Source organism: Paraburkholderia sp. BR13439, from assembly GCF_040948805.1.
GTDB classification, from domain to species: Bacteria; Pseudomonadota; Gammaproteobacteria; order Burkholderiales; family Burkholderiaceae; genus Paraburkholderia; species Paraburkholderia youngii.
This window is the reverse complement of record NZ_JBFPKN010000001.1, coordinates 153,162-177,296: the sequence shown is the minus strand read 5'-3', so window position 1 is coordinate 177,296 and position 24,135 is coordinate 153,162. Positions and strand designations below refer to the sequence as shown.

The following is a 24,135-nucleotide window of genomic DNA, read 5'->3' as shown; positions in this document are numbered from 1 at the left end:
CGGCAATTATTACAGCTCGAAGACGTCGCCCTTCGTTACATCCTCGCCGACGCGACGCCTTCAGGCCTGCGCAAACCGCCCTTGCCGCAATTATTTAGCAGCTGACGGCCCGGCACGGACACGATCGGCTTACTTCAACCATTTGTCCGAAATAGTCTGATACTCGCCGGTCGCTCGGGCGAGGTGCAGCCACTGATCGACGTATTGCTGGAACGCGACGTCGCCGCGCGGCAGCAGCCATGCCTTCTCGCCGTACTGGAACGGCTTGTCCGGATGCACCGAGCATAGGCCGGGATTGAGCTTCTGCTGTAGCAAGGTCTCCGACGCATCCGTCACCATCACGTCCGCCTTGCCCGCGAGAATCTGTTTGAAGATCGTCACGTTGTCCGGATAAACGGTCACGTTCGCGTGCGTGAAGTATTGCTTCGCGAACTTCTCGTTGGTGCCACCCGGGTTGACGATCACTCGCGTGGACGGTTGATCGATCTGCGCGACCGTCTGATATTTGTTGACGTCGTCGCAACGGACGATCGGCGTCTTGCCGTCGATCATGTAAGCCTGAGTGAAGAACGCATGCTTCTGGCGCTCGAGCGTCGGCGACACACCGCCGATGCCGATGTCGCACTTCGCGACGAAGTCGTTCATCAGGTTCGACCACGACGTCTTGACGAACTCGACCTTCACGCCGAGCGACTTCGCGAGCGACTCAGCCATGTCGATATCGATGCCCTCGAACTGGCCATCGCCTTTGTCGAACGAGTACGGCTTGTAGTCGCCGGTAGTGCAGGCGCGTATCGTGCCGCGGTTGATGATGTCGTCGAGCCTTGACGGCGCGGCCGCGGCGCTTTGGGCGTTGGCCACGCCGACATGCATCAGGACGGCGGCGAGCGCGCCGAGCATTGCGAGTGCTGCCTTCTTCATCGAGTCTCCTGGTGGTGTGTAGTGTGTAATTCATCGGTAAGCTGTCGGATAGTAGCTTGGCAGCGCGGGCTTGAACATCGGCCGTTCAGCCAGGGTGGCCGGGGCAGCAGAAGACAGCGACCCGAAGCCGTACACGCAGTGCCGGCCGGCAACTGGCGGAGGTGCGCCCGAGCTGCACTTCGCCCGCTTCCCACGACGCGCCGTCGCAACGTCGATTACCCCGCGATGCGCGATGACCGCGGCCGCCTCCGGTAAAATGCTCTTTTGCCCTCAGCTCTACAGTCGCACGCAACGTGGCCCATCAACTCCTGAACGACACTTTCCTGCGCGCGCTGCTGCGCCAGCCCACCGACTACACGCCGATCTGGCTGATGCGGCAAGCTGGCCGCTATTTGCCGGAATACAACGCCACGCGCGGCCGCGCGGGCAGTTTCCTCGGTCTCGCGAAGAATCCGGCTTTCGCGACGGAAGTCACGCTGCAGCCGCTCGATCGGTATCCGCTCGACGCCGCGATCCTGTTCTCCGACATCCTGACCGTGCCCGACGCGATGGGCCTCGGCCTCGATTTCGTCAACGGCGAGGGGCCAAAATTTGCCCGTCCGGTGCGCACCGAAGACGACGTCGCGCGCCTCGCGGTGCCGGACATCGACGCGACACTGCGCTACGTGACCGACGCCGTGCGTGAAATCCGCTCGGCGCTAAAGGACGCGCAAGGCCGCCAGCGGGTGCCTTTGATCGGCTTCTCGGGCAGTCCGTGGACGCTCGCGTGCTACATGGTAGAAGGCGGGGGCTCGGCGGACTTCCGCACGATCAAATCGATGCTGTACGCGCGTCCCGATTTGCTGCAGCGGATTCTCGAGATCAACGCGCGCTCGGTCGCGCCATATCTGAACGCGCAAATCGAAGCCGGCGCGCAAGCAGTGATGATTTTCGACACATGGGGCGGAGCGCTCGCGGATGGCATCTATCAGCGCTTTTCGCTGAGCTACATCGAGCAGGTGGTCAGTCAGCTGAAGCGCGAGCACGACGGCGAAAAAGTGCCCGTGATCGCCTTCACGAAGGGCGGTGGCCTGTGGCTCGCCGATATCGCCGCGAGCGGTGTCGACGCGGTGGGCCTCGACTGGACCGTGAACCTCGGTAAGGCGCGCGAGCGTGTCGGTGGCAAGGTGGCGCTTCAGGGCAACATCGATCCGTCGGTGCTGTTTGCACCGCCCGCCGCTATCCGCATGGAAGCGCGCGCGGTGCTCGACAGCTTCGGCAATCATCCCGGCCACGTTTTCAACCTGGGTCATGGTATTTCGCAGTTCACGCCGCCAGAGCATGTTGCCGAGCTGGTCGACGAAGTGCATCGTCACAGCCGCGCGATTCGTAGTGGTGCACATACGCCCTCCTGAGACTGTAATCGTTACCGTTTCGTGTTGCGTTGCAGCGAATTGGGCTCTGGGCCTAAGGACCGTAGTTCCTCGAAGAGGCCGTCAGATGGTGGTCTTACGAAAGTCAAGAGCTGACTTATGCACACTTCGCACGCTGCGGCGCAGTAGAGGCTTTAATCGTGGCCGGACCCTTGCACATAGCCGGCGCATTTGATCTGAGCCTTGTCGGGCAAGGCTTTGCGGCGAGCGCGATGAAATGTGCGGAATCCCACACAAGGCCGTCGCTACGGCATTTGCGGCCCGCCGAAGCGAAGTTCTCAACAAAGTTATCCACAGGGCCATGCGCCGAGCGGAATTGTTCAGCCGAATCCAAAAGTTAGCGGTGAAATTAAGGTTTTACTTTAACTTCGACGGTATCGCCTCCCGCGCGAGCCACCGCGCGCCGCGATTTGGCCTCGTGCCGGCTCGTCCTCAGCGCCTCGCCGAGTGAACGAAGTGTTCGTCCGCGTCGCGCTCGATCATCCGCTGCCGACCTTGTTCGACTACCGCTGCGGCACATCCGAGGCGGCTGTCGTGGGCGCGCTCGTCAGCGTTCCGTTCGGCAAACGGCACGTGGTGGGGCTGATCTGCGAGGTGGCCCCTCACAGCGAGGTGCCCGCCGAACGCCTGCGGGATGTGGATAAGGTCTGCGCGTCGTGTCCGCCGGTGTCGGCGCATTGGCTCGCGCTCGCCGCGTTCGCCGCGGACTACTATCAACGCGGTCTCGGCGAAGTGGCGCTGCCCGCGCTGCCGCAGGCGCTGCGCGACGCGTCGCGCTGGTCGCGGCTGTTCGCGCCGGAAGAGCGCTATCGGTTGACGCCCGAGGGTCGCACGGCATTGCCTGACGCGTTGCCGGCCCGCGCGACGGCGCTTCGAGCGCTCGCGCAAGCACTCGCGCAAGCCGACTTCCTGCTCGCCGTCGACGCCCGCGCGCTGCATCCGAAAGCGCTGGCGACACTCGACACTTGGCAGGCCGCTGGCTGGGTGGCGCTCGACGTGATCGACGCCGCCGCGGTGCCCGCCGCCGCTTCGCTGCCGGACGCGCCCGCGCCGGTCCTGCCGACCCTCACCGACGAGCAGGCGAGCGCTGTCGAAGCTATCCGCGCCGCCGACGGCTTCGCGCCGTTCCTGCTGCACGGCGTGACGGGCAGCGGCAAAACCGAGGTGTACCTGCGCGCACTCGCCGCGATTCTGGCCGCCAGGCCGGATGCGCAAGCGCTCGTGCTGGTGCCGGAAATCAACCTGACGCCGCAGTTCGAGGCGGCGTTCCGTGCCCGCTTCGCCGCGCTCGACGCCAGCGCGATCGTCACGCTGCACAGCGGCCTCGCCGAAGGCGAGCGCGCCCGCAACTGGTTCGCCGCCCACACCGGCCGTGCGCGCATCGTGCTCGGCACACGGCTCGCGGTACTCGCGTCGCTGCCGCGGCTGGCGATCATCGTCGTCGACGAAGAGCACGATCCGGCCTACAAGCAGCAGGAGGGCTTGCGCTATTCGGCGCGCGATCTCGCGATTTATCGGGCGAAACAGCTCGGTGTGCCGGTCGTGCTCGGCTCGGCGACGCCATCGCTCGAGAGCTGGTGGCAGGCCGATCAGGGCCGCTACAAGCGGCTCACGCTGTCGCGCCGGGCCGTCGCCGACGCCGCGCTGCCGGCCGTACGCCTGATCGATCTCGAAGGCGAGCGCCGCCGCGGGCGGGCGTCGATCGAAGGCTTGTCGGGTCCGTTGATCGCCGCGATGAAGGCGCGGCTCGAACGCGGCGAGCAGAGCCTCGTGTTCCTGAACCGACGTGGCTACGCGCCGCAACTCGCCTGCGACGCGTGCGGCTGGGTGGCCGGTTGTCCGCGCTGCAGCGCCTACGTCGTGCTGCACAAGCCCGAGCGCGCGCTGCGCTGCCATCACTGCGGCTGGGAGTCTCGTATCCCGCGTTCGTGCCCGGAGTGCGGCAACGTCGACATCGCACCGCTCGGGCGCGGCACGCAGCGCGTCGAGGAAACGCTCGCCAGCGCGGTTCCGGGCGCCCGCGTGCTGCGTATCGATGCCGATAGCACTCGCCGCAAAGGCAGCGCGCAGGCGTTGTTCTCCGACGTGCACGCGGGCGAGGTCGATATTCTGGTCGGTACACAGATGATCGCGAAAGGACACGATTTCCAGCGCGTGTCGCTGGTAGGCGTGCTGAATGCCGATACCGCGCTGTTTTCACATGATTTCCGCGCGAGCGAGCGGCTGTTCGCACAGCTGATGCAGGTGAGCGGCCGCGCGGGCCGCGCCGGTCTGCCGGGCGAAGTGCTGGTGCAGACGCGCTATCCGCGTCACGCGCTGTATCACGCGCTGGGCCGTCACGACTACGTCGGTTTCGCCAACTCGACGCTCGCGGAGCGACGCGACGCGCACCTGCCGCCGTTCGTCTATCAGGCGCTGCTGCGGGCCGAAGGCCGCACGCTCGAAGCGGCGCTCGCGTTCCTGCAGCAGGCCGCCGCCGAGCTTGCGCAGATTCCGGCCGCCGAGCGTGTCACCGTATACGACGCGGTGCCGCTCACGATCGTCAAGGTGATGCACGTTCATCGCGCGCAGCTGCTGATCGAAAGCGCGTCGCGCGCCGCGCTGCAGGCCACGTTGCGCGCATGGCAGCCGCTGTTGCGCGCGCTCAAGGGCGTGCTGCGCTGGAATCTCGAAGTCGATCCGCTCGACATCTGACGCCACGGCCCAGGTGACGCCGGCCTTACTTCTTTGAGTCATATCCATAGAGCGAATGATCGTTTCGCTTTGCGATAGCGCTCGCCTATATTCGCCAAATCGGCGCATTTTGCGGCTAAACGACAATAATTTCGCGCCGATGCCACTCAACTTTCTCGGGGCATCTGCAATGAGCGACACCCATCATCCCGCACCGGCGGGCGCCGCACCGGGTCATCGGCAAGGTACACAAGACGCGCAAACCGCACGAGGCAGCGGCTTTTCGCTGACCGAAGACTGGCTCGCCGCTGGCGTCGGCCTGCTCGTGATCGTGATTGCGTGGGCGCTGTTCGCGTCGGGCAGCAGCATCAAGTGGCTCGCGGTCGCGCCGGCCAAATGGTCGAGCGTCGCGCAGGCCGCGCAGGACATCGGCAAACATCTACCCAACTACCTCGCGCTATTCGCGACATTCGCGGTGCTGTTCGGAGCGAGCGTCGCTCTGCTCAGGCAGCGCGTCGGCGCGTTTCTCGCGGCGTTCGTCGTCGTATTCGTCGCTTCCGCGCTGATCCTGACGCTCGGCGCGTGGGTCGACGCGTCGAAGTACAACCTCGAGCCGCCGCTGGTTGCGCTCGCGCTCGGGCTGCTCGTATCGAACCTGTTCACGCAGCCGCAGTGGCTCGGGGCGGGGTTGCGCGTCGAGTTTTACATCAAGGTCGGTATCGTGCTGCTCGGCGCGACGCTGCCGTTCACGTTGCTCGTGTGGGCCGGGCCGGTCGCGGTCGTGCAGGCGAGCATCGTGTCGTTGGTGACGTTCTTCGTGATCTTCTTCGTTGCGCGCGCGTTCGGGCTCGATCGGCGCTTTGCCGCCGTGCTCGGTGTCGGTGGCGCAGTGTGCGGCGTCTCGGCGGCGATCGCGATTGCCGGCGCGGTACGGGCGAAGCGCGAGCAGGCGTCGGTCGCGATCACGCTGGTCGTCCTGTGGGCGGTCGTGATGATCTTCGTGCTGCCGTTCGTGTCGCGCTCGCTCGGCCTGTCGACGGCCGTCGCCGGCGCCTGGATCGGCACCTCCGAATTCGCCGACGCCGCGGGCATCGCCGCCGCTCAGGCCTACGGCGATTTCGCGCGGCACGCAGGCGGCGCGATCGCCGGCGCGCCGGAAGCGTCGTTGCAGGCGTTCACGCTGATGAAGGTGGTCGGCCGCGACATCTGGATCGGCATTTGGGCGTTCGTGCTCGCAATCGTCGCGACGACGCGCTGGGAAGCGCAGGGCAGCGGCGTCACCGCGCGCGCGAATGCCGGTGAGATCTGGGCGCGTTTCCCGAAGTTCGTGATCGGTTTCGTGATCGCGTCGGCGTTGGTCACGTGGATCGCGAGCCATTATTCGCTCGCCGACTACCGCAAGGTCGTCACGCCGGAGTTCGTCGCGCCGATCACGGTGCTGCGCACGTGGGCGTTCACCTTCTGCTTCCTGAGCATCGGTCTGACGACGCGCTTCCGCTCGCTTGCGGCGACCGGTCTGAAGCCGTTCCTCGCGTTCACGGCGGGCGTGGTGGTCAATATCGCGATCGGCTATGCGCTGTCCGCGCACGTGTTCGCGTCGTACTGGAACAGCCTCGGATAATGCCCGTGAAGGTTTCCAAGGATCGTGGCGCGGCAAACACGCCGTGCTGCGCCGGATGCCGGCATCGCGTGAGTGAACGGGACGCGCTCGAGCAGCGTATTCCAGGGCTTGTCGCGTTTAGTTCGGGGTTCGGCGCGAGCGTCGCCGATAGCAGGCTGTGTCGTCTGCACGACCAGCTGGTTTCCCCCGGCGATGTCTGTGCGCAGTTCGAGCCCGTTGCGCCGTCGCTCGGGCCGCGCTGACCCGTAAGCGATCTTCAGGCGCCAAGCTCCGCGCACCAATCCAACTGCAAGTTCGCACACCCGCGCGCGTCCGGCGTCATGAGCCGTCGCGCGGGCGCCCCCGATCTCAGTCGTTCAGCGCGTTTCGCGTATCGTCCGCCGATCCACGCGAGGCCGCGCTTGCCTGTTTGCGCTCGTCTTCGCGCGGATTCGAGCTTCTGGTCGCGCCTCGAATGAAAAACACCGCACAGGCCGCGCACATCACCCAGATGCCCAGTATTACCAGCCACTTTTCCATCACACCAACCCTCGGGAACCCCGTTTATCTTTTCTGCGTGCCCTGAAACCGACGTTTCGGGCCGTCCATCGTCATGCTTCTGTATATCGGCGCGCGAAGTCGTTTGATAAGGCTTATTTCAAAAAGAATCACGCCAGGGAAAGTACCGATCGAAAACACCACGGTCCGACTCTCGCTCACCGCCCGGAATGCCCCGTCCCACAAGGCTCGCGGCATGGTGCAACCAACCTGTCGAATTGGTTGCACCTTTTTATTTGTAGGCGTACGATTCGCCCAACTTTTAGTCTTTCGCCAGGCTCACGCCCGGTATCAAAGAAGGAAACATGGCTAGCACCACCCTTGGCGTCAAGGTCGACGACCTCCTGCGTTCCCGGCTCAAAGATGCCGCCACCCGCCTCGAGCGCACCCCGCACTGGTTGATCAAGCAGGCGATTTTCGCCTACCTCGAAAAGATCGAGCACGGCCAGTTGCCGGCCGAACTGTCGGGCGCAACCGGCACGGCCGATCTCGCCGACGGCGCGGCGGTCGAGAACGAGGAGGATGGCGCGTCGCATCCGTTCCTCGATTTCGCGCAGAACGTGCAGCCGCAGTCGGTGCTGCGCGCGGCGATCACCGCCGCGTATCGCCGCCCTGAACCAGAATGCGTGCCGTTCCTGCTCGGCCAGGCGCGTCTGCCGGCCAACCTCGCGGGCGACGTGCAGGCGATGGCCGGCAAGCTCGTCGAAACGCTGCGCACGAAGAGCAAGGGCGGGGGCGTCGAAGGGCTGATTCACGAATTTTCGCTGTCGAGCCAGGAAGGCGTCGCGCTGATGTGCCTCGCCGAGGCGCTGCTGCGCATTCCCGACCGCGCGACCCGCGACGCGCTGATCCGCGACAAGATCAGCAAGGGTGACTGGAAATCTCACGTCGGCCAGGCGCCGTCGCTGTTCGTCAACGCGGCGACCTGGGGTCTGATGATCACCGGCAAGCTGGTGACGACCAATAGCGAGACGAGCCTGTCGTCGGCGCTTACGCGGCTGATCGGCAAGGGTGGCGAGCCGCTGATCCGCAAGGGCGTCGACATGGCGATGCGCCTGATGGGCGAGCAGTTCGTCACCGGCGAGAACATTTCCGAAGCGCTCGCGAACAGCCGCAAGTACGAGGCGCGCGGTTTCCGCTATTCGTACGACATGCTCGGCGAAGCGGCCACCACCGAGGCCGACGCGCAGCGCTACTACGCCTCGTACGAACAGGCGATCCACGCGATCGGCAAGGCCGCGGGCGGCCGCGGCATCTACGAAGGCCCGGGCATTTCGATCAAGCTGTCGGCGCTGCATCCGCGCTACTCGCGCGCGCAGCAGGAACGCACGATGAGCGAGCTGCTGCCGCGCGTGCGTTCGCTCGCAATCCTTGCGCGCCGCTACGACATCGGCCTCAATATCGACGCCGAAGAAGCCGACCGCCTCGAACTGTCGCTGGATCTGCTCGAAGCGCTGTGCTTCGATCCGGAGCTGCAAGGCTGGAACGGCATCGGCTTCGTCGTGCAGGCGTATCAGAAGCGCTGCCCGTTCGTGATCGACTACATCGTCGATCTGGCACGTCGCAGCCGTCACCGCATCATGGTGCGGCTCGTGAAGGGCGCGTACTGGGATACGGAAATCAAGCGCGCGCAGGTCGATGGCCTCGAAGGCTATCCGGTCTACACGCGCAAGGTGTATACCGACGTGTCGTACCTCGCCTGCGCGAAAAAACTGCTCGGCGCGCCCGATGCCGTGTATCCGCAGTTCGCGACGCACAACGCGCACACGCTGTCGGCGATCTATCACCTCGCCGGCAACAACTACTACCCCGGCCAGTATGAGTTCCAGTGCCTGCACGGTATGGGCGAGCCGCTGTACGAAGAAGTCACCGGCCGCGACAAACTGAACCGCCCGTGCCGCGTGTACGCGCCGGTCGGCACGCATGAGACGCTGCTCGCGTACCTCGTGCGCCGGCTGCTCGAAAACGGCGCGAACACGTCGTTCGTGAATCGCATCGCCGACGAATCCGTCGCGATCAAGGACCTGGTCGCCGATCCGGTCGAGGAAGCGTCGAAGATCGCGCCGCTCGGCGCGCCGCACGCGCGCATTCCGCTGCCGCGCAATCTGTACGGCGCCGAGCGGCTCAATTCGATGGGTCTGGATCTATCGAACGAGCATCGGCTCGCGTCGCTGTCATCGGCGCTGCTCGCGAGCGCGCATCATCCGTGGCGCGCCGCGCCGATGCTCGAAGACAACGAGATCGCCGCCGGCGCCGGACGTGACGTGCGCAACCCGGCCGACCATCGTGATCTCGTCGGCACGGTCGTCGAAGCGACGCCGGAGCACGTGAGCGCCGCGCTCGGCCACGCGGTGGCCGCCGCACCGATCTGGCAGGCGACGCCGGTCGAGGCGCGCGCCGATTGCCTCGCGCGTGCCGCCGATCTGCTCGAAGCGCAGATGCACACGCTGATGGGACTCGTGGTGCGCGAAGCGGGCAAGTCGCTCGCCAATGCGGTCGCGGAAATCCGCGAGGCGATCGACTTCCTGCGCTATTACTCGACGCAGATCCGCGACGAGTTCTCGAACGACACGCATCGGCCTCTCGGTCCGGTGGTCTGTATCAGCCCGTGGAATTTCCCGCTGGCGATTTTCATGGGCCAGGTGGCCGCCGCGCTCGCAGCCGGCAACACGGTGCTCGCGAAGCCGGCCGAGCAGACGCCGCTGATCGCAGCTCAAGCTGTGCGGATTCTGCGCGAAGCGGGCGTGCCGGCGGGCGCGGTGCAACTGTTGCCGGGTAATGGCGAGACGGTCGGCGCCGCGCTGGTCGCCGATCCGCGCACGCGGGCCGTGATGTTCACCGGTTCGACCGAAGTCGCGCGTCTGATCAACAAGACGCTGTCCGGCCGGCTCGATCCGGATGGCAAACCGATCCCGTTGATCGCCGAAACCGGCGGCCAGAACGCGATGATCGTCGACTCGTCGGCGCTCGCCGAGCAGGTCGTCGCCGACGTGCTGCAATCGTCATTCGACTCGGCTGGTCAACGGTGTTCGGCGTTGCGCGTTCTATGTCTGCAGGACGATGTTGCAGACCGCACGCTCGAAATGCTGACGGGCGCGATGCGCGAGCTCGCGCTCGGCAATCCGGACCGGCTGTCGACCGACGTCGGCCCGGTGATCGACCTCGACGCCAAGCGCGGCATCGACGCCCACATCGCGACGATGCGCGACAAGGGCCGCAAGGTCGAGCAACTGCAGCTGCCGGAAGGCGCGACGCAGGGTACGTTCGTGCCGCCGACGCTGATCGAGCTCGACAGCATCGACGAGCTGAAGCGCGAAGTGTTCGGCCCGGTGCTGCACGTGGTGCGCTATCACCGCAGCCAGCTCGACAAGCTGCTCGAACAGATTCGCGCGACGGGTTACGGTTTGACGCTCGGCATTCACACGCGCATCGACGAAACGATCGCGCACGTGATCAGCCGCGCACACGTGGGCAACATCTACGTGAACCGAAACGTGATCGGCGCGGTGGTCGGGGTGCAGCCGTTCGGCGGCGAAGGACTGTCGGGTACGGGGCCGAAGGCCGGCGGCGCGCTGTATCTGCAGCGTCTGCTCGCGACCCGTCCGGCTGGTTTGCCGAAGTCGCTCGCGCAGGCGCTGGTGGTCGAAGTGCCGCAGGCGGCGCAGGCAGCAGAAAAGGGCGACACTCCGGCGGCTGCGCTGACCGCGTTGCGCGACTGGCTGATCGCCGAGCGCGAGCCGCAGCTTGCCGCGCGTTGTGACGGCTATCTGTCGCATGTGCCGGCGGGCGCAACCGCGGTACTGTCGGGGCCGACGGGCGAGCGCAATACATACACGCTCGGCCCGCGCGGCACGGTGCTGTGCATCGCATCGACGGCGAGCGGCGCACGCGTGCAGTTCGCGGCGGCGCTGGCTACCGGAAATCGTGCGTTGTTCGAAGGCGCGGCCGGTGAACAATTGGTCTCGCAATTGCCGGCGTCGCTGAAGGCGCATGCGAGCGTAAAGAAGAGCGCCGACGCACCGTTCGACGCCGTGCTGTTCGAAGGCGACAGCGACGAGCTGCTCACGCTCGTGAAAGAGGTCGCGAAGCGCGCGGGGCCGATCGTGTCGGTGCAGGGCGTCGCGGCCCGGGCGCTTGCGAGCGGCGAAGAGGATTACGCGCTCGAGCGTCTGCTGACCGAGCGCTCGGTCAGCGTGAATACCGCGGCGGCAGGCGGTAATGCGAATTTGATGACGATCGGTTGAGCGAACCTCGGCGATTTCTTCAATAGAAAGGAAGCGGGCACGGCGACCCCGACACCGCTTCATCCACACCTGGTATCAAGGAGAAGCTATGCAACACAAAATGAAACAGCTGGCAGGCGCAGCTCTGGTTGCCGCTATGTCGCTGGCGGGGACGGCCAACGCTCAATCGACGGAAGACGTGAAGATCGGCTTCGCTGGTCCGATGACGGGCGCACAGGCGCACTACGGCAAGGACTTCCAGAACGGCATCACGCTCGCGGTCGAAGAGTTCAACGCGACGAAGCCGGTGATCGGCGGCAAGCCGGTTCGCATCGTGCTCGACTCGGCCGACGACCAGGCCGACCCGCGCACCGGCACGACGGTCGCGCAGAAGCTCGTGGATGACGGCATCAAGGGCATGCTCGGCCACTTCAACTCGGGCACGACGATTCCGGCCTCGCGCATCTACGCGAACGCGGGCATTCCGCAGATCGCGATGGCGACCGCACCGGAATACACGCAGCAGGGCTTCAAGACCACCTTCCGCATGATGACGTCGGACACGCAGCAAGGCTCGGTCGCTGGCACGTTCGCGGTGAAGAACCTCGGCATGAAGAAGATCGCGATCGTCGACGATCGCACCGCTTACGGCCAGGGCCTCGCGGATCAGTTCGAGAAGGCAGCGAAGGCGGCCGGCGCGACGATCGTCGATCGTGAATACACGAACGACAAGGCCGTCGACTTCAAGTCGATCCTGACCAAGCTGAAGTCGTCGAACCCCGATCTGATCTACTACGGCGGCGCGGATTCGCAAGCGGCACCGATGGTCAAGCAGATGAAGCAGCTCGGCGTGAAGGCGCCGCTGATGGGCGGCGAAATGGTCCACACGCCGACCTTCATCAAGCTCGCCGGCGACGCGGCGAACGGCACGGTGGCATCGCTCGCCGGTCTGCCGCTCGATGAAATGCCGGGCGGCAAGGCGTACGTCGAGAAGTACAAGGCGCGCTTCAACGAAGACGTGCAAACGTACTCGCCGTACGCGTTCGATGGCGCGATGGCGATGTTCAACGCGATGAAGAGCGCGAACTCGACCGATCCGGCCAAGTACCTGCCGGTGCTCGCGAAGACCTCGAAGCCGGCTGTCACGACGGCCAACCTCGCGTACGACGAGCGCGGCGATCTGAAGAACGGCGGTATCACGCTGTACAAGGTCGTGGATGGCAAGTGGACGACGCTGCAAAGCGTGGGCGGCAAGTAAGTTTATTTGCTGAACCCGGTTGACCATAAAAAACCCCGCTTCGGCGGGGTTTTTTGATTGACGGCGCATTCGAAGCCGCGCAGTCAGTTCAGGTGGCGATTTTCACTCCCCCCGCAAGCTCCTCCCCTGCTCTCGAATCATCTCGAGCGTCGCCGCGGGCGTGCTCGCTTCCTGCGGCATGCGAATCTCGATCACGGCCGGCAGCTGCGATTCGATCGCGCGCTGCAACGCCGGCAGAAAATCCGCGGTCCGTTCAACGGTCTCGCCATGCGCACCGAACGACCGCGCAAATGCCGCGAAGTCCGGATTCGTGAGACCGGTGCCATGCACGCGATCCGGATAGTGCCGCTCCTGATGCATGCGGATCGTGCCGAAATGGCTGTTGTTGACGACAATGAACAGCACGCGCAGGTCATACTGCATCGCTGTTGCCAGTTCCTGCGCGGCCATCATGAAGCAGCCATCGCCGGCGAGCGCGACCACCGCGCGTTGCGGATACAGCGACTTTGCCGCGAGCGCTGCCGGCACGCCGTAGCCCATCGCGCCGCTCGTCGGTGCGAGCTGCGAACGGAAGTGTCGATATGAGAAATGTCGATGCAGCCACGTCGCGTAATTGCCCGCGCCGTTTGTGACGATCGCGTCCTCGGGCAAGTGCGCGCGCAATTGCTCGATCACTTCCCCCATCTGCACGTCGCCGGGAGTCGGACGCGGCTTGCGCCATTCCAGATACGCGCGATGCGCTTCTTCAGCGGCACCCGCCCAGGCGAGCTTGCCGGACGTCGACGGCTTCAGTTCCGCCAGCATCGCCGTGAGTTCAGGCATGCCGGAGACGATCGGCAGATCGGCCGCATAGACACGCCCCAGTTCTTCCGCGCCCTGATGCACGTGCACCAGCGTCTGTTTCGTCTTCGGGATATCGAGCAGCGTGTAGCCGTTGGTCGTCGCTTCGCCGAGGCGCGGACCGAGCGTGAGCAGCAGGTCCGCGTCGCGAATGCGCTGAGCGAGCGCGGGATTGACGCCGAGACCGACGTCGCCCGCATAGTTCGGATGCTCGTTGTCGAACGTGTCCTGGAAGCGGAACGCGAGGCCGATCGGCAACTGCCAGTTTTCGATGAAGCGCCGCAGGTCCGCGCATGCGGCCGCTGTCCAGCCGCTGCCGCCGGCGATTACCATCGGCCGTTGCGCGCCTTCGAGCAACTCGCTTAGTCGCGCGATCTGCGCTGCTGAAGGCGATGCGGCCACGCGGTGATAAGCGGGCGCGCCAGGCACCGCGTCGCAGGCATCGCTCAAGACGTCTTCGGGCAGCGCCAGCACGACCGGCCCCGGCCGTCCCGAGGTGGCCGTATGAAACGCATGGCTCAGATATTCGGGGATGCGCTTAGGGTCGTCGATCTGCGCGACCCACTTCGCCATCTGACCGAACATGCGCCGGTAGTCGATCTCCTGGAACGCCTCGCGATCGAGATGTTCGCGCGCGCACTGGCCGATCAGCAGAATCATCGGCGTGGAGTCCTGAAACGCGGTGTGCACGCCGATCGACGCATGCGTCGCGCCCGGTCCGCGCGTGACCAGCGCGACACCCGGGCGGCCGGTCAGCTTGCCGACCGCTTCGGCCATGTTCGCGGCCGCGGCTTCGTGACGACAGACGATCGTCTGGATGCGCTCGGTTTCGTCGTGCAGCGAATCGAGCACGGCGAGAAAGCTTTCACCTGGAACGCAGAACACACGTTCGACGCCGTGCGTGAGCAACGCATCGACGACGAGGCGCGCGCCGGTCGTGCGTGCGGTATGGGAAGCGGAGTGGGCAGCGGGAGCATTCGGCAGCGACATTGCGAAGAAGCCTCCTGGCAGTGCGTGAGTGCGTTGTGATGGAGCCGCATCGGCGGAACCTGCAACAGCGGCCGATGGGTGCTTCGACAGCTTACGCCGAGCACGTGGGCGCTGTCATGGCGCAGCGCAACTGTTCGATCGGCGTGGGCGCAACGCGGTCGCCCAAATGAAAAACGCGGGCCACAGAGCCCGCGCTTTTCCGCTGCGATTGCTTGCAATTGAATGCCGCGCTCACCGACTCAACACTCGACGATATTCACCGCGAGGCCGCCGCGCGACGTTTCCTTGTACTTGGTCTTCATGTCCGCGCCGGTTTCACGCATCGTCTTGATCACCGAATCGAGCGACACATAGTGGCTGCCGTCGCCGCGCAGCGCCATGCGCGCGGCATTGACCGCCTTCACCGATGCCATCGCATTGCGCTCGATGCACGGAATCTGCACCATGCCGCCAACCGGATCGCAGGTGAGCCCGAGGTTGTGCTCCATGCCGATTTCCGCGGCGTTCTCGACCTGCTTCGGCGTGCCGCCCATCACGGCGGCCAGCGCCCCCGCGGCCATCGAGCAGGCGACGCCGACTTCGCCCTGGCAGCCCACCTCCGCGCCGGAGATCGACGCGTTCAGCTTGTACAGGATGCCGATCGCGGCGGCCGTCATCAGGAAGTCGATCACGCCCTGCTCGTTCGCACCCGGCATGAAGCGCGTGTAGTAATGCAGCACCGCCGGAATGATGCCGGCCGCGCCGTTGGTCGGCGCCGTGACGACGCGCCCGCCCGCGGCGTTCTCTTCGTTGACTGCGATCGCGTACAGGTTGATCCAGTCGACCATCGACAGCGGGTCCTGCAACGCGCGCTCAGGGTTGCCCGTCAACGCACGATACAGCTGCGGCGCGCGCCGCTTCACCTGGAAGGGGCCGGGCAAGTGACCATCGGCGTCGGGATTGTTGATGCCGCATCCGCGCGCGACGCATGATTGCATCACGTCCCAGATCTTCAGCAGACCCGCGCGCGTTTCTTCCTCGCTATGCCAGACACGTTCGTTTTCCCACATCAGCTGCGCGATGCTCTTGCCGCTCGACGCGCATAGCGCGAGCAACTCGTTGGCGGTGCGAAACGAGTGCGGAAGCTGATCGACGGCGCTCAACACCTTCGTGTTCGGTGCGCCAGCCGTCACGACGAAGCCGCCGCCGACCGACAGATAGGTCGACTCGCGCAGCGTCGCGCCTTGCGCATCGAACGCGAACAGCTTCAGGCCGTTCGGATGCTCGGGCAACGCCTGGCGATAAAACGCGATCTGCTCCTTCTGCACGAAAGGCACCTCGTGCGTGCCGAGCAGCGCGAGTTTGCGCGACGTGCGCACCGCTTCCAGCCGTTGCGCGATCGTGTCGGGATTCACGGTGTCGGGCGCATCGCCCATCAGGCCTAGCATCACGCCGCGATCGGTGCCGTGCCCCTTGCCGGTCGCGCCGAGCGAGCCGTACAGCTCCGCTTTCACCGCTGCGGTGGCATCGAGCAGCCCGTCGCGCTCGAGTCCCTGGACGAACATCAGCGCCGCGCGCATAGGCCCGACCGTATGCGAGCTCGACGGACCAATGCCGATTTTGAAGAGATCGAAAACGCTGACTGCCATGTACTGCTCCCTGCCTATAGATAAGAGTTTAGCGCGCCGCCAGCGGCAAGCACACGGCGAGCCACGCGGGCGGCGTCGGTGCGAGCTGCAGCGCGACTGGCGTAAAGCGTCCATCGAGACGCGCCGCCAGGTGAAACAGTTCCGCCGCGTTCTTCGGATCCCACCGACCCGAATAGCCGGGCAAGCCGGCCTCGCGACGTTTTGCATCGAACGCGACGTTCGAATGCACGAATTCCTCATGCGTCTGGGTGCCCATCGCAAACGGCACGAGCCAGTTCAGCGCGACGAGCAGCGTCGCGCCGTTCGCGCCCTTCTCCTGCAGCCAGTTGCGGTTGTGGCGGCGCGCGGCGAGCGCGGCCGTCACCAGCGGTTGCAGATCGTAGGTGACGTAGTGCAGCGCATCGCGCTCGCCGAAGTCGATCGTCGAGCCGTCCGGCGCGATGTTGTCGCCGATATGCTCGACGAACAGCCGTTGCGCGGCGTTGATCATCTTGCGATTGTCGAGCGTGAACGCGGCCATCGCGATCAGCTTGATACGGTGGCTTTGCCAATTGTTACGGAACGTGCCGGTGAGCGGCCGCGGCTGCGCGTCGATCTGTGCGATATAGCCGTTGGCGAACTTCGTCAGAAACGCCATCGCCGCATTGCGCGTTTTGACGGGCAGCGCGCTCGCTGTCATGTCGTAGGCGAGGATCAGCCCTTCGAAACCCGTTTCGTCGATCGGATCGAAGCTCGGCTGATAGGTCGTGACCCATGCATACAGCAGACGATCGACGAGCTTCAGGAAGCGGTCGTCGCTGGTCGCGCGCCACGCGAGCGCGGCATCGCGCAGCAGGTCGAGATCCTTCTGCGCTTCCACGCTCTGATCGTAGATGCCCTCGTGCGGCAGCGTGCCTTCGGTGTGCAGTTTCGCGAGCGCATGGGGCTGCTCGTTCAGATGCGCCTGCACGTTGGCGACGAGCGCCTTGACGCCGGGATCGGCATTGGTGCGCTCGCTCGTTTGCAGCGCCGGCGCCGCGCAGAAATTCATCGCGGCCTGCGCCTCGCGCAGCGGCAGCAGCACGGCCGCAGCGGCCAGCAGCACAGCGTAAGCGGGTCGCCACGGACGGAGACCCGCCGCCTCGTCCCGGCTTTGCATCAATCGCACCTTTCGCGCCATGCGAAACTCCTCGTTAGGCTGATTCGGTGTGTGATGTTAGCCGGTTGCGGCTTTCAACAACAGGATCGCGCGCGGACGCTGACGGACCTTCGCAGCGCCGCGCGTGACGTCCCTTGACTCGCTCTTACTCGTAGTCCGCGATCGGCACGCACGAGCAGAACAGGTTGCGATCGCCGTACACGTTGTCCGCACGACCGACCGGCGGCCAGTACTTGTTCGCGATCAGCGTCTTCAGCGGATACGCAGCGGTCTCGCGCGCATACGCATGCTTCCAGTCGTCGGCGATCACGACCGCCGCGGTGTGCGGCGCGTGCTTCAGCGGATTGTCCTCGCGGTCCGAGCGGCCTTCCTCGACCGCGCGGATTTCCTCGCGGATCGCGATCATCGCCTCGATGAAGCGATCGAGCTCTTCTTTCGACTCCGATTCGGTCGGCTCTACCATCAGCGTGCCCGGCACCGGGAAGCTCATCGTCGGCGCGTGAAAGCCGTAGTCGGCGAGGCGCTTGGCGACGTCGTCGACGGTGATGCCGCTCGTGTCCTTGATCGGACGGAGATCGAGAATGCACTCGTGCGCGACGAGACCGCCGGGGCCCGAGTACAGCACCGGATAGTGCGGCGCGAGCTTGTTAGCGACGTAGTTCGCGTTGAGGATCGCGGTTTCGGTCGCGGCGGTCAGATTCTTCGCGCCCATCATCGCGATGTACATCCACGAGATCGGCAGGATGGACGCCGAGCCGTATGGCGCGCCCGACACCGCGCCGATGCCGGTCTCCGCGCGCTGATAGCCCGACGAAGTCTGGTTCGGCAGGAACTGCGCGAGGTGCGCGCCGACCGCGACCGGACCGACGCCCGGTCCGCCGCCGCCGTGCGGAATGCAGAAGGTCTTGTGCAGGTTCAGGTGCGAGACGTCGCCGCCGAACTGGCCCGGCGCGCACAGGCCGACCATCGCGTTCATGTTCGCGCCGTCCACGTACACCTGGCCGCCGTGCGCATGCACGATCTCGCAGATTTCGCGGACGTTCTGCTCGAACACGCCGTGCGTCGACGGGTACGTGATCATGATCGCAGCGAGCTTATCGGCGTGCTGCGCGGCCTTCTTCTTCAGATCCTCGATATCGACGTTGCCCTGCGCGTCGCATGCGACGACCACGACCTGCATGCCGGCCATCTGCGCCGACGCCGGGTTCGTGCCGTGCGCCGAAGCGGGAATCAGACAGACGTTGCGATGCGCTTCGCCGCGCGACGCGTGATATGCGTGGATGATCAAGAGACCCGCGTACTCGCCCTGCGAGCCCGCGTTCGGTTGCAGCGACACGGCCGCATAGCCGGTTGCGGCGACCAGCATCTCTTCGAGCTGATCGATCATCTCGCGGTAGCCGACGGTCTGTTCGGCCGGTGCGAACGGATGGATCTGGCCGAACTCGGGCCACGTGACCGGCAGCATTTCCGAGGTCGCGTTCAGCTTCATCGTGCACGAGCCGAGCGGGATCATCGAGCGATCGAGCGCGAGGTCCTTGTCCGACAGGCTGCGCAGATAGCGCAGCATTTCCGTTTCCGAATGATGACGGTTGAACACATGATGCGTGAGGTACGCGCTCGTACGTTCGAGCGCGGCCGGCACCGACGCGGTGTTCGATGCGCTCAGCGCGGCGTCGAGCGCGTCGACTTGCGGCACGTCGCTCGCGAAGGCCGCTTGCGCGAACACCGCGAGCAGGTCGGCCAGATCGTGGCGCGTGGTGGTTTCGTCGATCGACAGACCGACTTGCGTCGCGCTCACGCGGCGCAGGTTGATGCGCCTGGCCGTGGCCGCGTCGTGCAGCGCTTGAGTGCGTGCGCCGGTGTCGAACGTGAGCGTGTCGAAGAAGGTTTCGTTGACGAGCTTGTAGCCGAGCTGCTTCGCGCCTTCGGCGAGCAGCGTGGCGATGCGGTTCACGCGCAGCGCGATCGTCTTCAGGCCGCGCGGGCCGTGATAGACCGCGTACATGCTCGCCATGATCGCGAGCAGCGCCTGTGCGGTACACACGTTCGAGGTCGCCTTCTCGCGGCGGATGTGCTGCTCGCGCGTTTGCAGCGCGAGACGCAGCGCGGGGTTGCCTTGCGCGTCGACGGTCACGCCGACCAGACGTCCCGGCATCTGCCGCTTGAATTCGTCGCGCACCGCGAGGTACGCGGCATGCGGGCCGCCGAAGCCGACCGGCACGCCGAAACGCTGGGTATTGCCGACCGCGACGTCCGCGCCCCATTCGCCCGGCGGCGTCAGAACCGTCAACGCGAGCAGGTCGGCGGCGACGACCACATGGCCGCCCGCCGCGTGGATCGCTTCGGTCAGCGCGCGGTAGTCGCGCACGTCGCCGTTCACGCCCGGATATTGCAGCAGCACGCCGAATGCGTTCGCATCGGCGGCTTCAGCAGCCGGGCCGACCTTCACTTCGATGCCGACCGGCGTCGCGCGCGTCTTCACGACTTCGATGGTTTGGGGCAATACGTCGTCGGCGACGAAGAACACGTTCGACTTCGGTTTGCCGACGCGTTGCAGCAGCGTCATCGCTTCGGCCGCGGCGGTCGCTTCGTCGAGCAGCGATGCGTTCGAGATCGCGAGGCCGGTCAGGTCGGTGACCATTTGCTGGAAGTTCAGCAGCGCTTCCAGACGGCCTTGAGAAATTTCAGGCTGGTACGGCGTGTACGCGGTGTACCACGCTGGATTTTCCAGCACGTTGCGCAGGATCACCGTCGGCGTATGGGCGTTGTAATAGCCCTGGCCGATGTAGGAGCGGAACACCTGGTTCTTGTCCGCGAGCTCGCGCAAGGCGGCGAGCGCTTCGGCTTCGCTCTTCGGTTGCGCGAAGGGGCCGAGCGGCAGCGTTTCGGTGCGGCGGATCGTCTTGGGGATGACGGCGTCGATCAATGCCGCGCGCGACGCGAAGCCGAGTGCTTCGAGCATCGCTTGCTGGTCGGCCGTATCCGGGCCGATATGCCGTTCGGCGAAGGCGTCGTGCACTTCGAGCGCGGCGAGCGAGAGAGGAGTGCGGTTCATCAGACGATCCGGGTGTTCGAGCTTCATGGGTGTTCCTGGCGGCGCGGCGCGCGCCATGGTGCGAGCGCCGCGCCTGACGGTTAAAACGAAAGTGAATCAGGCAGCGAGTCAGGTCGTAACTCAGGCGCCGATCGACTTCGCGTACGCGTCGGCGTCGAGCAGACGCTCGAGCGACGCGTCGGCGGCCGGCTTGATCTTGAACAGCCAGCTGTCGTACGGCGTGCTGTTGACGGTGTCCGGCGAGTCGCCGACGGCCGTGTTCGCTTCGATGACTTCGCCTGAAACCGGCGCGTAGATATCGGAAGCGGCCTTCACCGATTCGATCACGGCGACGGTGTCGCCCGCGGTCACGGACTTGCCGAGTTCCTGGACTTCGAAGAAGACGATGTCGCCGAGCGCTTCCTGCGCGTGGTCGGTGATGCCGACCGTCAGCGTGCCGTCCGCTTCGGTGCGGACCCATTCGTGCGATTCGGTGTATTTCAGATCGGCCGGGATGCTCATTGGATGCTCCTGAACGGTATGTTCGGTAGTGGTTTGAATGTAGGGGCGTGCGCCGGCCGCTTAGACCGCCAGCACCTTGCCGTTGCGCACGAACGGCAGTTTTACCACGCTTGCGGGACAGGCTTTGTCGCGAATCTGGACATGCACGGTGTCACCCGGCTGCACGCCTTTCGGCACGCGCGCGAAGGCGATCGACTCCTGCATGGTCGGCGAGAACGTGCCGCTGGTGATTTCGCCGTCGCCGTGCGGCGTGACGACTTTCTGATGCGCGCGCAGCACGCCGGCAGCCTTGCCGTTGTCCTTCAGCAGGATCAGGCCGACGAACCCGGCGCGCGAGCCGTCGGCTTCGAGGCTGCTCTTGCCGATGAAGTCGCGCGGTGAGGTGAGGTCGACGGTCCATGCGAGGCCGGCGTCGAGCGGCGAGACATTGTCGTCCATGTCCTGGCCGTAAAGATTCATGCCGGCTTCGAGGCGCAGCGTGTCGCGTGCGCCGAGACCGGCCGGGCGCACGCCTTGGGCGGCGAGCGCATTCCACAGCGCTTCGACATGCGTAGCGGGCAAGATGATCTCGAAACCGTCTTCGCCGGTGTAGCCGGTGCGCGCGACGGTCAGCTCGCCGAACGGCGTGCCGTCGATGCGCGCGGCGTTGAACGGCTTCAGCGCTTCGGTCGCGGCGCGCGCGGCCGGCACCGTTTGCCAGGCTTTTTCGCGCGCGTTCGGGCCTTGCACGGCGACGATCGCCAGATCGCGGCGCGGCGTGATGGTGAGGCCGAAGCCGCCTTCGGCGTTGAGCTGGCCGAACCAGGCGATGTCTTTGTCGGCGGTGCCGGCGTTGACGACCACGCGGAAGTGGTCTTCGCCGAAGTAATAGACGATCAGGTCGTCGATCACGCCGCCGTTCGGATTCAGCATGCAGGAGTAGAGCGCGCGGCCCGGAGTTTGCAGCTTCGCGACATTGTTCGCGAGCGCGTATTCGAAGAACGCGCGGACGCGCTCGCCGGTGAAGTCGACCACGCACATGTGGGACACGTCGAACATGCCGGCGTCGGTGCGCACCGCGCGATGTTCCTCGATCTGCGAGCCGTAGTTGACGGGCATGTCCCAGCCGCCGAAGTCGACCATGCGGGCATTGAGCGCACGGTGAGCGGCGTGGAGCGGGGTGTGTTTGAGTTCGGTCATGGGGCCTCGGGCGTCTCGCGGAACAAAAAAGGCCATGCGGCGCACTGCCTCGCGGCCTTGTGCCTGCGAGCGTGGTTCTGCATGACCCCTCTGTCCTCGATACCTGAGAGATTGCGCCGCCGCGACTGGCTCAATGAGCTCGATTCGTCACGGGGAAACGCGCGCCCCTTCGGTGGGCAGCTTGCCTGCGGTGCACGACGTGCGACGCGGATGGCTACTGCCGCTCTCCAGAGTGCGAAAAAACCGCCGGAAGACGGGTTTTTCGACGCGGTCGGTCCTTTTGCCTGAGAGTTTGCGGGTGTGCCCCTTCGGCGGCGCGGCCTGCGATTTTTCGCTTGCCAGCACGCTCTCCCGACGCGTGCGGCGAATGTACGCGACGGGCCTGGGCTTGTCAAATAAAGGGCCGGGAGCGCTCACTCGCCGATCGCATGAGCCGCATTGTCCAGTTCCTGGTTCAGCACGCGCTGTTCTTCCGCGGACAAACCGCCACCGTGCTGCGTGGCCATGTCACGCGCTTCCTGACGGATCGTCTCGAGGCGGTGATGCAGCGCGGCGCCTTGCGGCGGTGGGTAATAGCCCTGATTCACCCGAGTGTCGATACGGCGCGCGAGATTGTCGATGCGGCCCTCGACCTGATGCAGGCGCTGGTCCGCGATCTGCTGCGGAGTGGGGCTCGGGTGCGGGGCCGGCGGCGGCGTTACCACGCAGGCGGCGACTGAGCCGAGCAGCGCGCATGCAACAAGGGCACGGATGATTCGAGACATGGATTCTCCAGGAGTCGTTGTCGTATCGATTGCTACCTCGCTAGCAACGGATGACGAGGAACGCCCGCTGACTCGGCAGCGGGCGAATTTGTAACGTTATGTTCCTTTCTGGAACGTCAGGAAAAGCCCGCCGACGGCCTTTGCGGCGCGGAAGGTCATCCTGTTTTCGGTACACAGACCGCGCGAGCACGGTGCCACGCGCAGCGATGCAGGGCTCAGCGAATGCGCTCGAACGGCAGCCGCACGCCCTGCTCGGAGCTGCGCGCGGCCAGTTCGATGATCGTCATTACGTCGACCGCGTCGCGCGTGCTGACCGGAAATGCGACGCCGTTCTGGATCGTGTCGGCCAACGCAATATAGAAGCCTGCGTACTCGCCGTTGCGGGTGGGCAATTCACGCTCGACTTCCTGGTCGCCTTCGAGCACGCGCAGCACGCCGGGGGTGTTGCCGGCGCCGAAGCCTGCGTCGCCGGGGCGCAGGCCGGCTTTCAGCTGATCTTCCTGGGTGTCGAGGCCGTGTTTCACATAGCTGCCGCGCGTTCCATGGATCGCAAAGCGCGGTCCCGGCAACGCGGTCAGCGCGCTTGCATGCAGCACGACCTCGAACTCCTCGTAGCCGAGCTGGATGTGCACGTAGTCGGGTGCGCTTGCGTCGTCGCGGTGCGTGCGCACCGTCGCCGAGACGGTCTGCGGTGCGCCGAAGAGGGCAAGCGTCTGATCGATCAGATGCGGACCGAGATCGAACAGCAGACCGCCGCCGCGCGTCACATCTTCGCGCCAGCGCTGACGCACGCCCGGCCGGAAGCGGTCGAAATGCGATTCGTAATGCGTGACGCGACCCAGTTCCACGCGCGCGAGCAGGTCGCGTACGGTCAGAAAATCGCCGTCCCAGCGGCGGTTGTGAAAGGGTGCGAACAGCTTGCCGCGGGCGAGCGCGATATTGGCAAGTGTGTGGGCGTCGGCGGCACTCAGCGTGACAGGCTTGTCGACGACCACGTGCTTGCCGGCTTCGAGCGTGCGGCGCGCGAGGTCGAAGTGGGTGTCGTTGGGCGTCGCGATCACGACACAGTCGATGTCGTCGAGCGCGAGCAGCGCGTCGAGATCGGCGACGATCTTCGCGTGCGGATAGTCGGCGTGCGCGCGCTCGGATTGCCCGGTCGCAATCGCGGCGACGCTCGCGCGTCCGCAACGTTCGATCACCGGTGCGTGAAACGTCGCGCCGGCGAAGCCGTAGCCCATCAATCCAATCTTCAGCGATGCGGACATGCGATTCTTCCTGGAGGAACGGCGCGCCGCCTTGCCACCGCGGCGGCGGCGCGCAATCTCATCATTGTGGCATTTGTGGGCTGGACCGGGGGCTGAGCATGACCCCCATCGCGCAGTCCATCGCGGTTGT

At 65.5% G+C, this 24,135-nt stretch carries 15 protein-coding genes and 2 riboswitches; of the genes, 6 read left to right on the top strand and 9 right to left on the bottom strand.

All coding sequences use genetic code 11. The features are described from left to right. Nucleotides 1-129: 129 nt before the first annotated feature. Entirely contained in the window at nucleotides 130-921 is a 792-nt protein-coding gene (locus AB3X96_RS00830; protein WP_368588252.1) for a transporter substrate-binding domain-containing protein, read from the bottom strand. 293 nt (nucleotides 922-1,214) lie between these two features. Between AB3X96_RS00830 and hemE the strand changes: the two genes are divergently transcribed. From hemE to AB3X96_RS00800, 6 genes are all read left to right on the top strand, one after another. After that, nucleotides 1,215-2,315 (top strand): uroporphyrinogen decarboxylase, encoded by a 1,101-nt coding sequence (gene hemE, locus AB3X96_RS00825; RefSeq protein WP_368588251.1) that lies wholly within the window; start codon nucleotides 1,215-1,217, stop codon nucleotides 2,313-2,315. 465 nt (nucleotides 2,316-2,780) lie between these two features. Then, entirely contained in the window at nucleotides 2,781-5,027 is a 2,247-nt protein-coding gene (locus AB3X96_RS00820) for a primosomal protein N' (RefSeq protein ID WP_368588250.1), read from the top strand. Nucleotides 5,028-5,196: 169 nt separating this feature from the next. After that, entirely contained in the window at nucleotides 5,197-6,627 is a 1,431-nt protein-coding gene (locus AB3X96_RS00815) for a YeiH family protein (protein WP_368588249.1), read from the top strand. A gap of 68 nt (nucleotides 6,628-6,695) precedes the next feature. Beyond that, nucleotides 6,696-6,869, top strand: a complete 174-nt coding sequence (locus AB3X96_RS00810; RefSeq protein WP_368588248.1) for a hypothetical protein — start codon at nucleotides 6,696-6,698, stop codon at nucleotides 6,867-6,869. 600 nt (nucleotides 6,870-7,469) lie between these two features. Then, nucleotides 7,470-11,408: a trifunctional transcriptional regulator/proline dehydrogenase/L-glutamate gamma-semialdehyde dehydrogenase gene (putA, locus tag AB3X96_RS00805; RefSeq protein WP_368588247.1), complete on the top strand. Its 3,939-nt coding sequence runs from the start codon at nucleotides 7,470-7,472 to the stop codon at nucleotides 11,406-11,408. 88 nt (nucleotides 11,409-11,496) lie between these two features. Further along, nucleotides 11,497-12,645 carry a branched-chain amino acid ABC transporter substrate-binding protein gene (locus AB3X96_RS00800; protein WP_176109940.1) on the top strand — a complete coding sequence of 383 codons (1,149 nt, stop codon included), beginning with the start codon at nucleotides 11,497-11,499 and terminating at the stop codon, nucleotides 12,643-12,645. A gap of 102 nt (nucleotides 12,646-12,747) precedes the next feature. Here AB3X96_RS00800 and AB3X96_RS00795 read toward each other — a convergent pair whose 3' ends face one another. The 8 genes from AB3X96_RS00795 to AB3X96_RS00760 all read right to left on the bottom strand — a co-directional run bounded on the left by AB3X96_RS00795 (nucleotide 12,748) and on the right by AB3X96_RS00760 (nucleotide 24,005). Next, a complete protein-coding gene (locus AB3X96_RS00795) occupies nucleotides 12,748-14,475 on the bottom strand; it encodes a thiamine pyrophosphate-binding protein (protein WP_368588246.1) in 1,728 nt (575 codons plus the stop codon). A gap of 239 nt (nucleotides 14,476-14,714) precedes the next feature. Next, nucleotides 14,715-16,103: an L-serine ammonia-lyase gene (locus AB3X96_RS00790; RefSeq protein ID WP_176380030.1), complete on the bottom strand. Its 1,389-nt coding sequence runs from the start codon at nucleotides 16,101-16,103 to the stop codon at nucleotides 14,715-14,717. Between the two features lie 28 nt (nucleotides 16,104-16,131). Beyond that, nucleotides 16,132-17,262: an alginate lyase family protein gene (locus tag AB3X96_RS00785; RefSeq protein WP_368588245.1), complete on the bottom strand. Its 1,131-nt coding sequence runs from the start codon at nucleotides 17,260-17,262 to the stop codon at nucleotides 16,132-16,134. A gap of 124 nt (nucleotides 17,263-17,386) precedes the next feature. Beyond that, nucleotides 17,387-20,323, bottom strand: coding sequence for an aminomethyl-transferring glycine dehydrogenase (gcvP, locus tag AB3X96_RS00780; RefSeq protein ID WP_368588244.1), 2,937 nt, complete (start codon nucleotides 20,321-20,323; stop codon nucleotides 17,387-17,389). A gap of 93 nt (nucleotides 20,324-20,416) precedes the next feature. Beyond that, on the bottom strand, nucleotides 20,417-20,797 hold the full coding sequence (gene gcvH / locus AB3X96_RS00775; protein ID WP_013090937.1) for a glycine cleavage system protein GcvH: 381 nt from the start codon (nucleotides 20,795-20,797) through the stop codon (nucleotides 20,417-20,419). Nucleotides 20,798-20,857: 60 nt separating this feature from the next. Then, nucleotides 20,858-21,976, bottom strand: a complete 1,119-nt coding sequence (gene gcvT, locus AB3X96_RS00770) for a glycine cleavage system aminomethyltransferase GcvT (protein ID WP_368588243.1) — start codon at nucleotides 21,974-21,976, stop codon at nucleotides 20,858-20,860. Nucleotides 21,977-22,056: 80 nt separating this feature from the next. Then, nucleotides 22,057-22,217, bottom strand: a riboswitch (glycine riboswitch). Between the two features lie 20 nt (nucleotides 22,218-22,237). After that, nucleotides 22,238-22,340: riboswitch (glycine riboswitch) on the bottom strand. Between the two features lie 49 nt (nucleotides 22,341-22,389). Next, a complete protein-coding gene (locus AB3X96_RS00765; RefSeq protein WP_176109946.1) occupies nucleotides 22,390-22,740 on the bottom strand; it encodes a hypothetical protein in 351 nt (116 codons plus the stop codon). A 215-nt stretch (nucleotides 22,741-22,955) separates the two neighbouring features. After that, the gene (locus AB3X96_RS00760; RefSeq protein ID WP_368588242.1) at nucleotides 22,956-24,005 is read right to left on the bottom strand and encodes an oxidoreductase; all 1,050 of its coding nucleotides are present in this window, start codon (nucleotides 24,003-24,005) and stop codon (nucleotides 22,956-22,958) included. Nucleotides 24,006-24,135 lie beyond the last annotated feature (130 nt).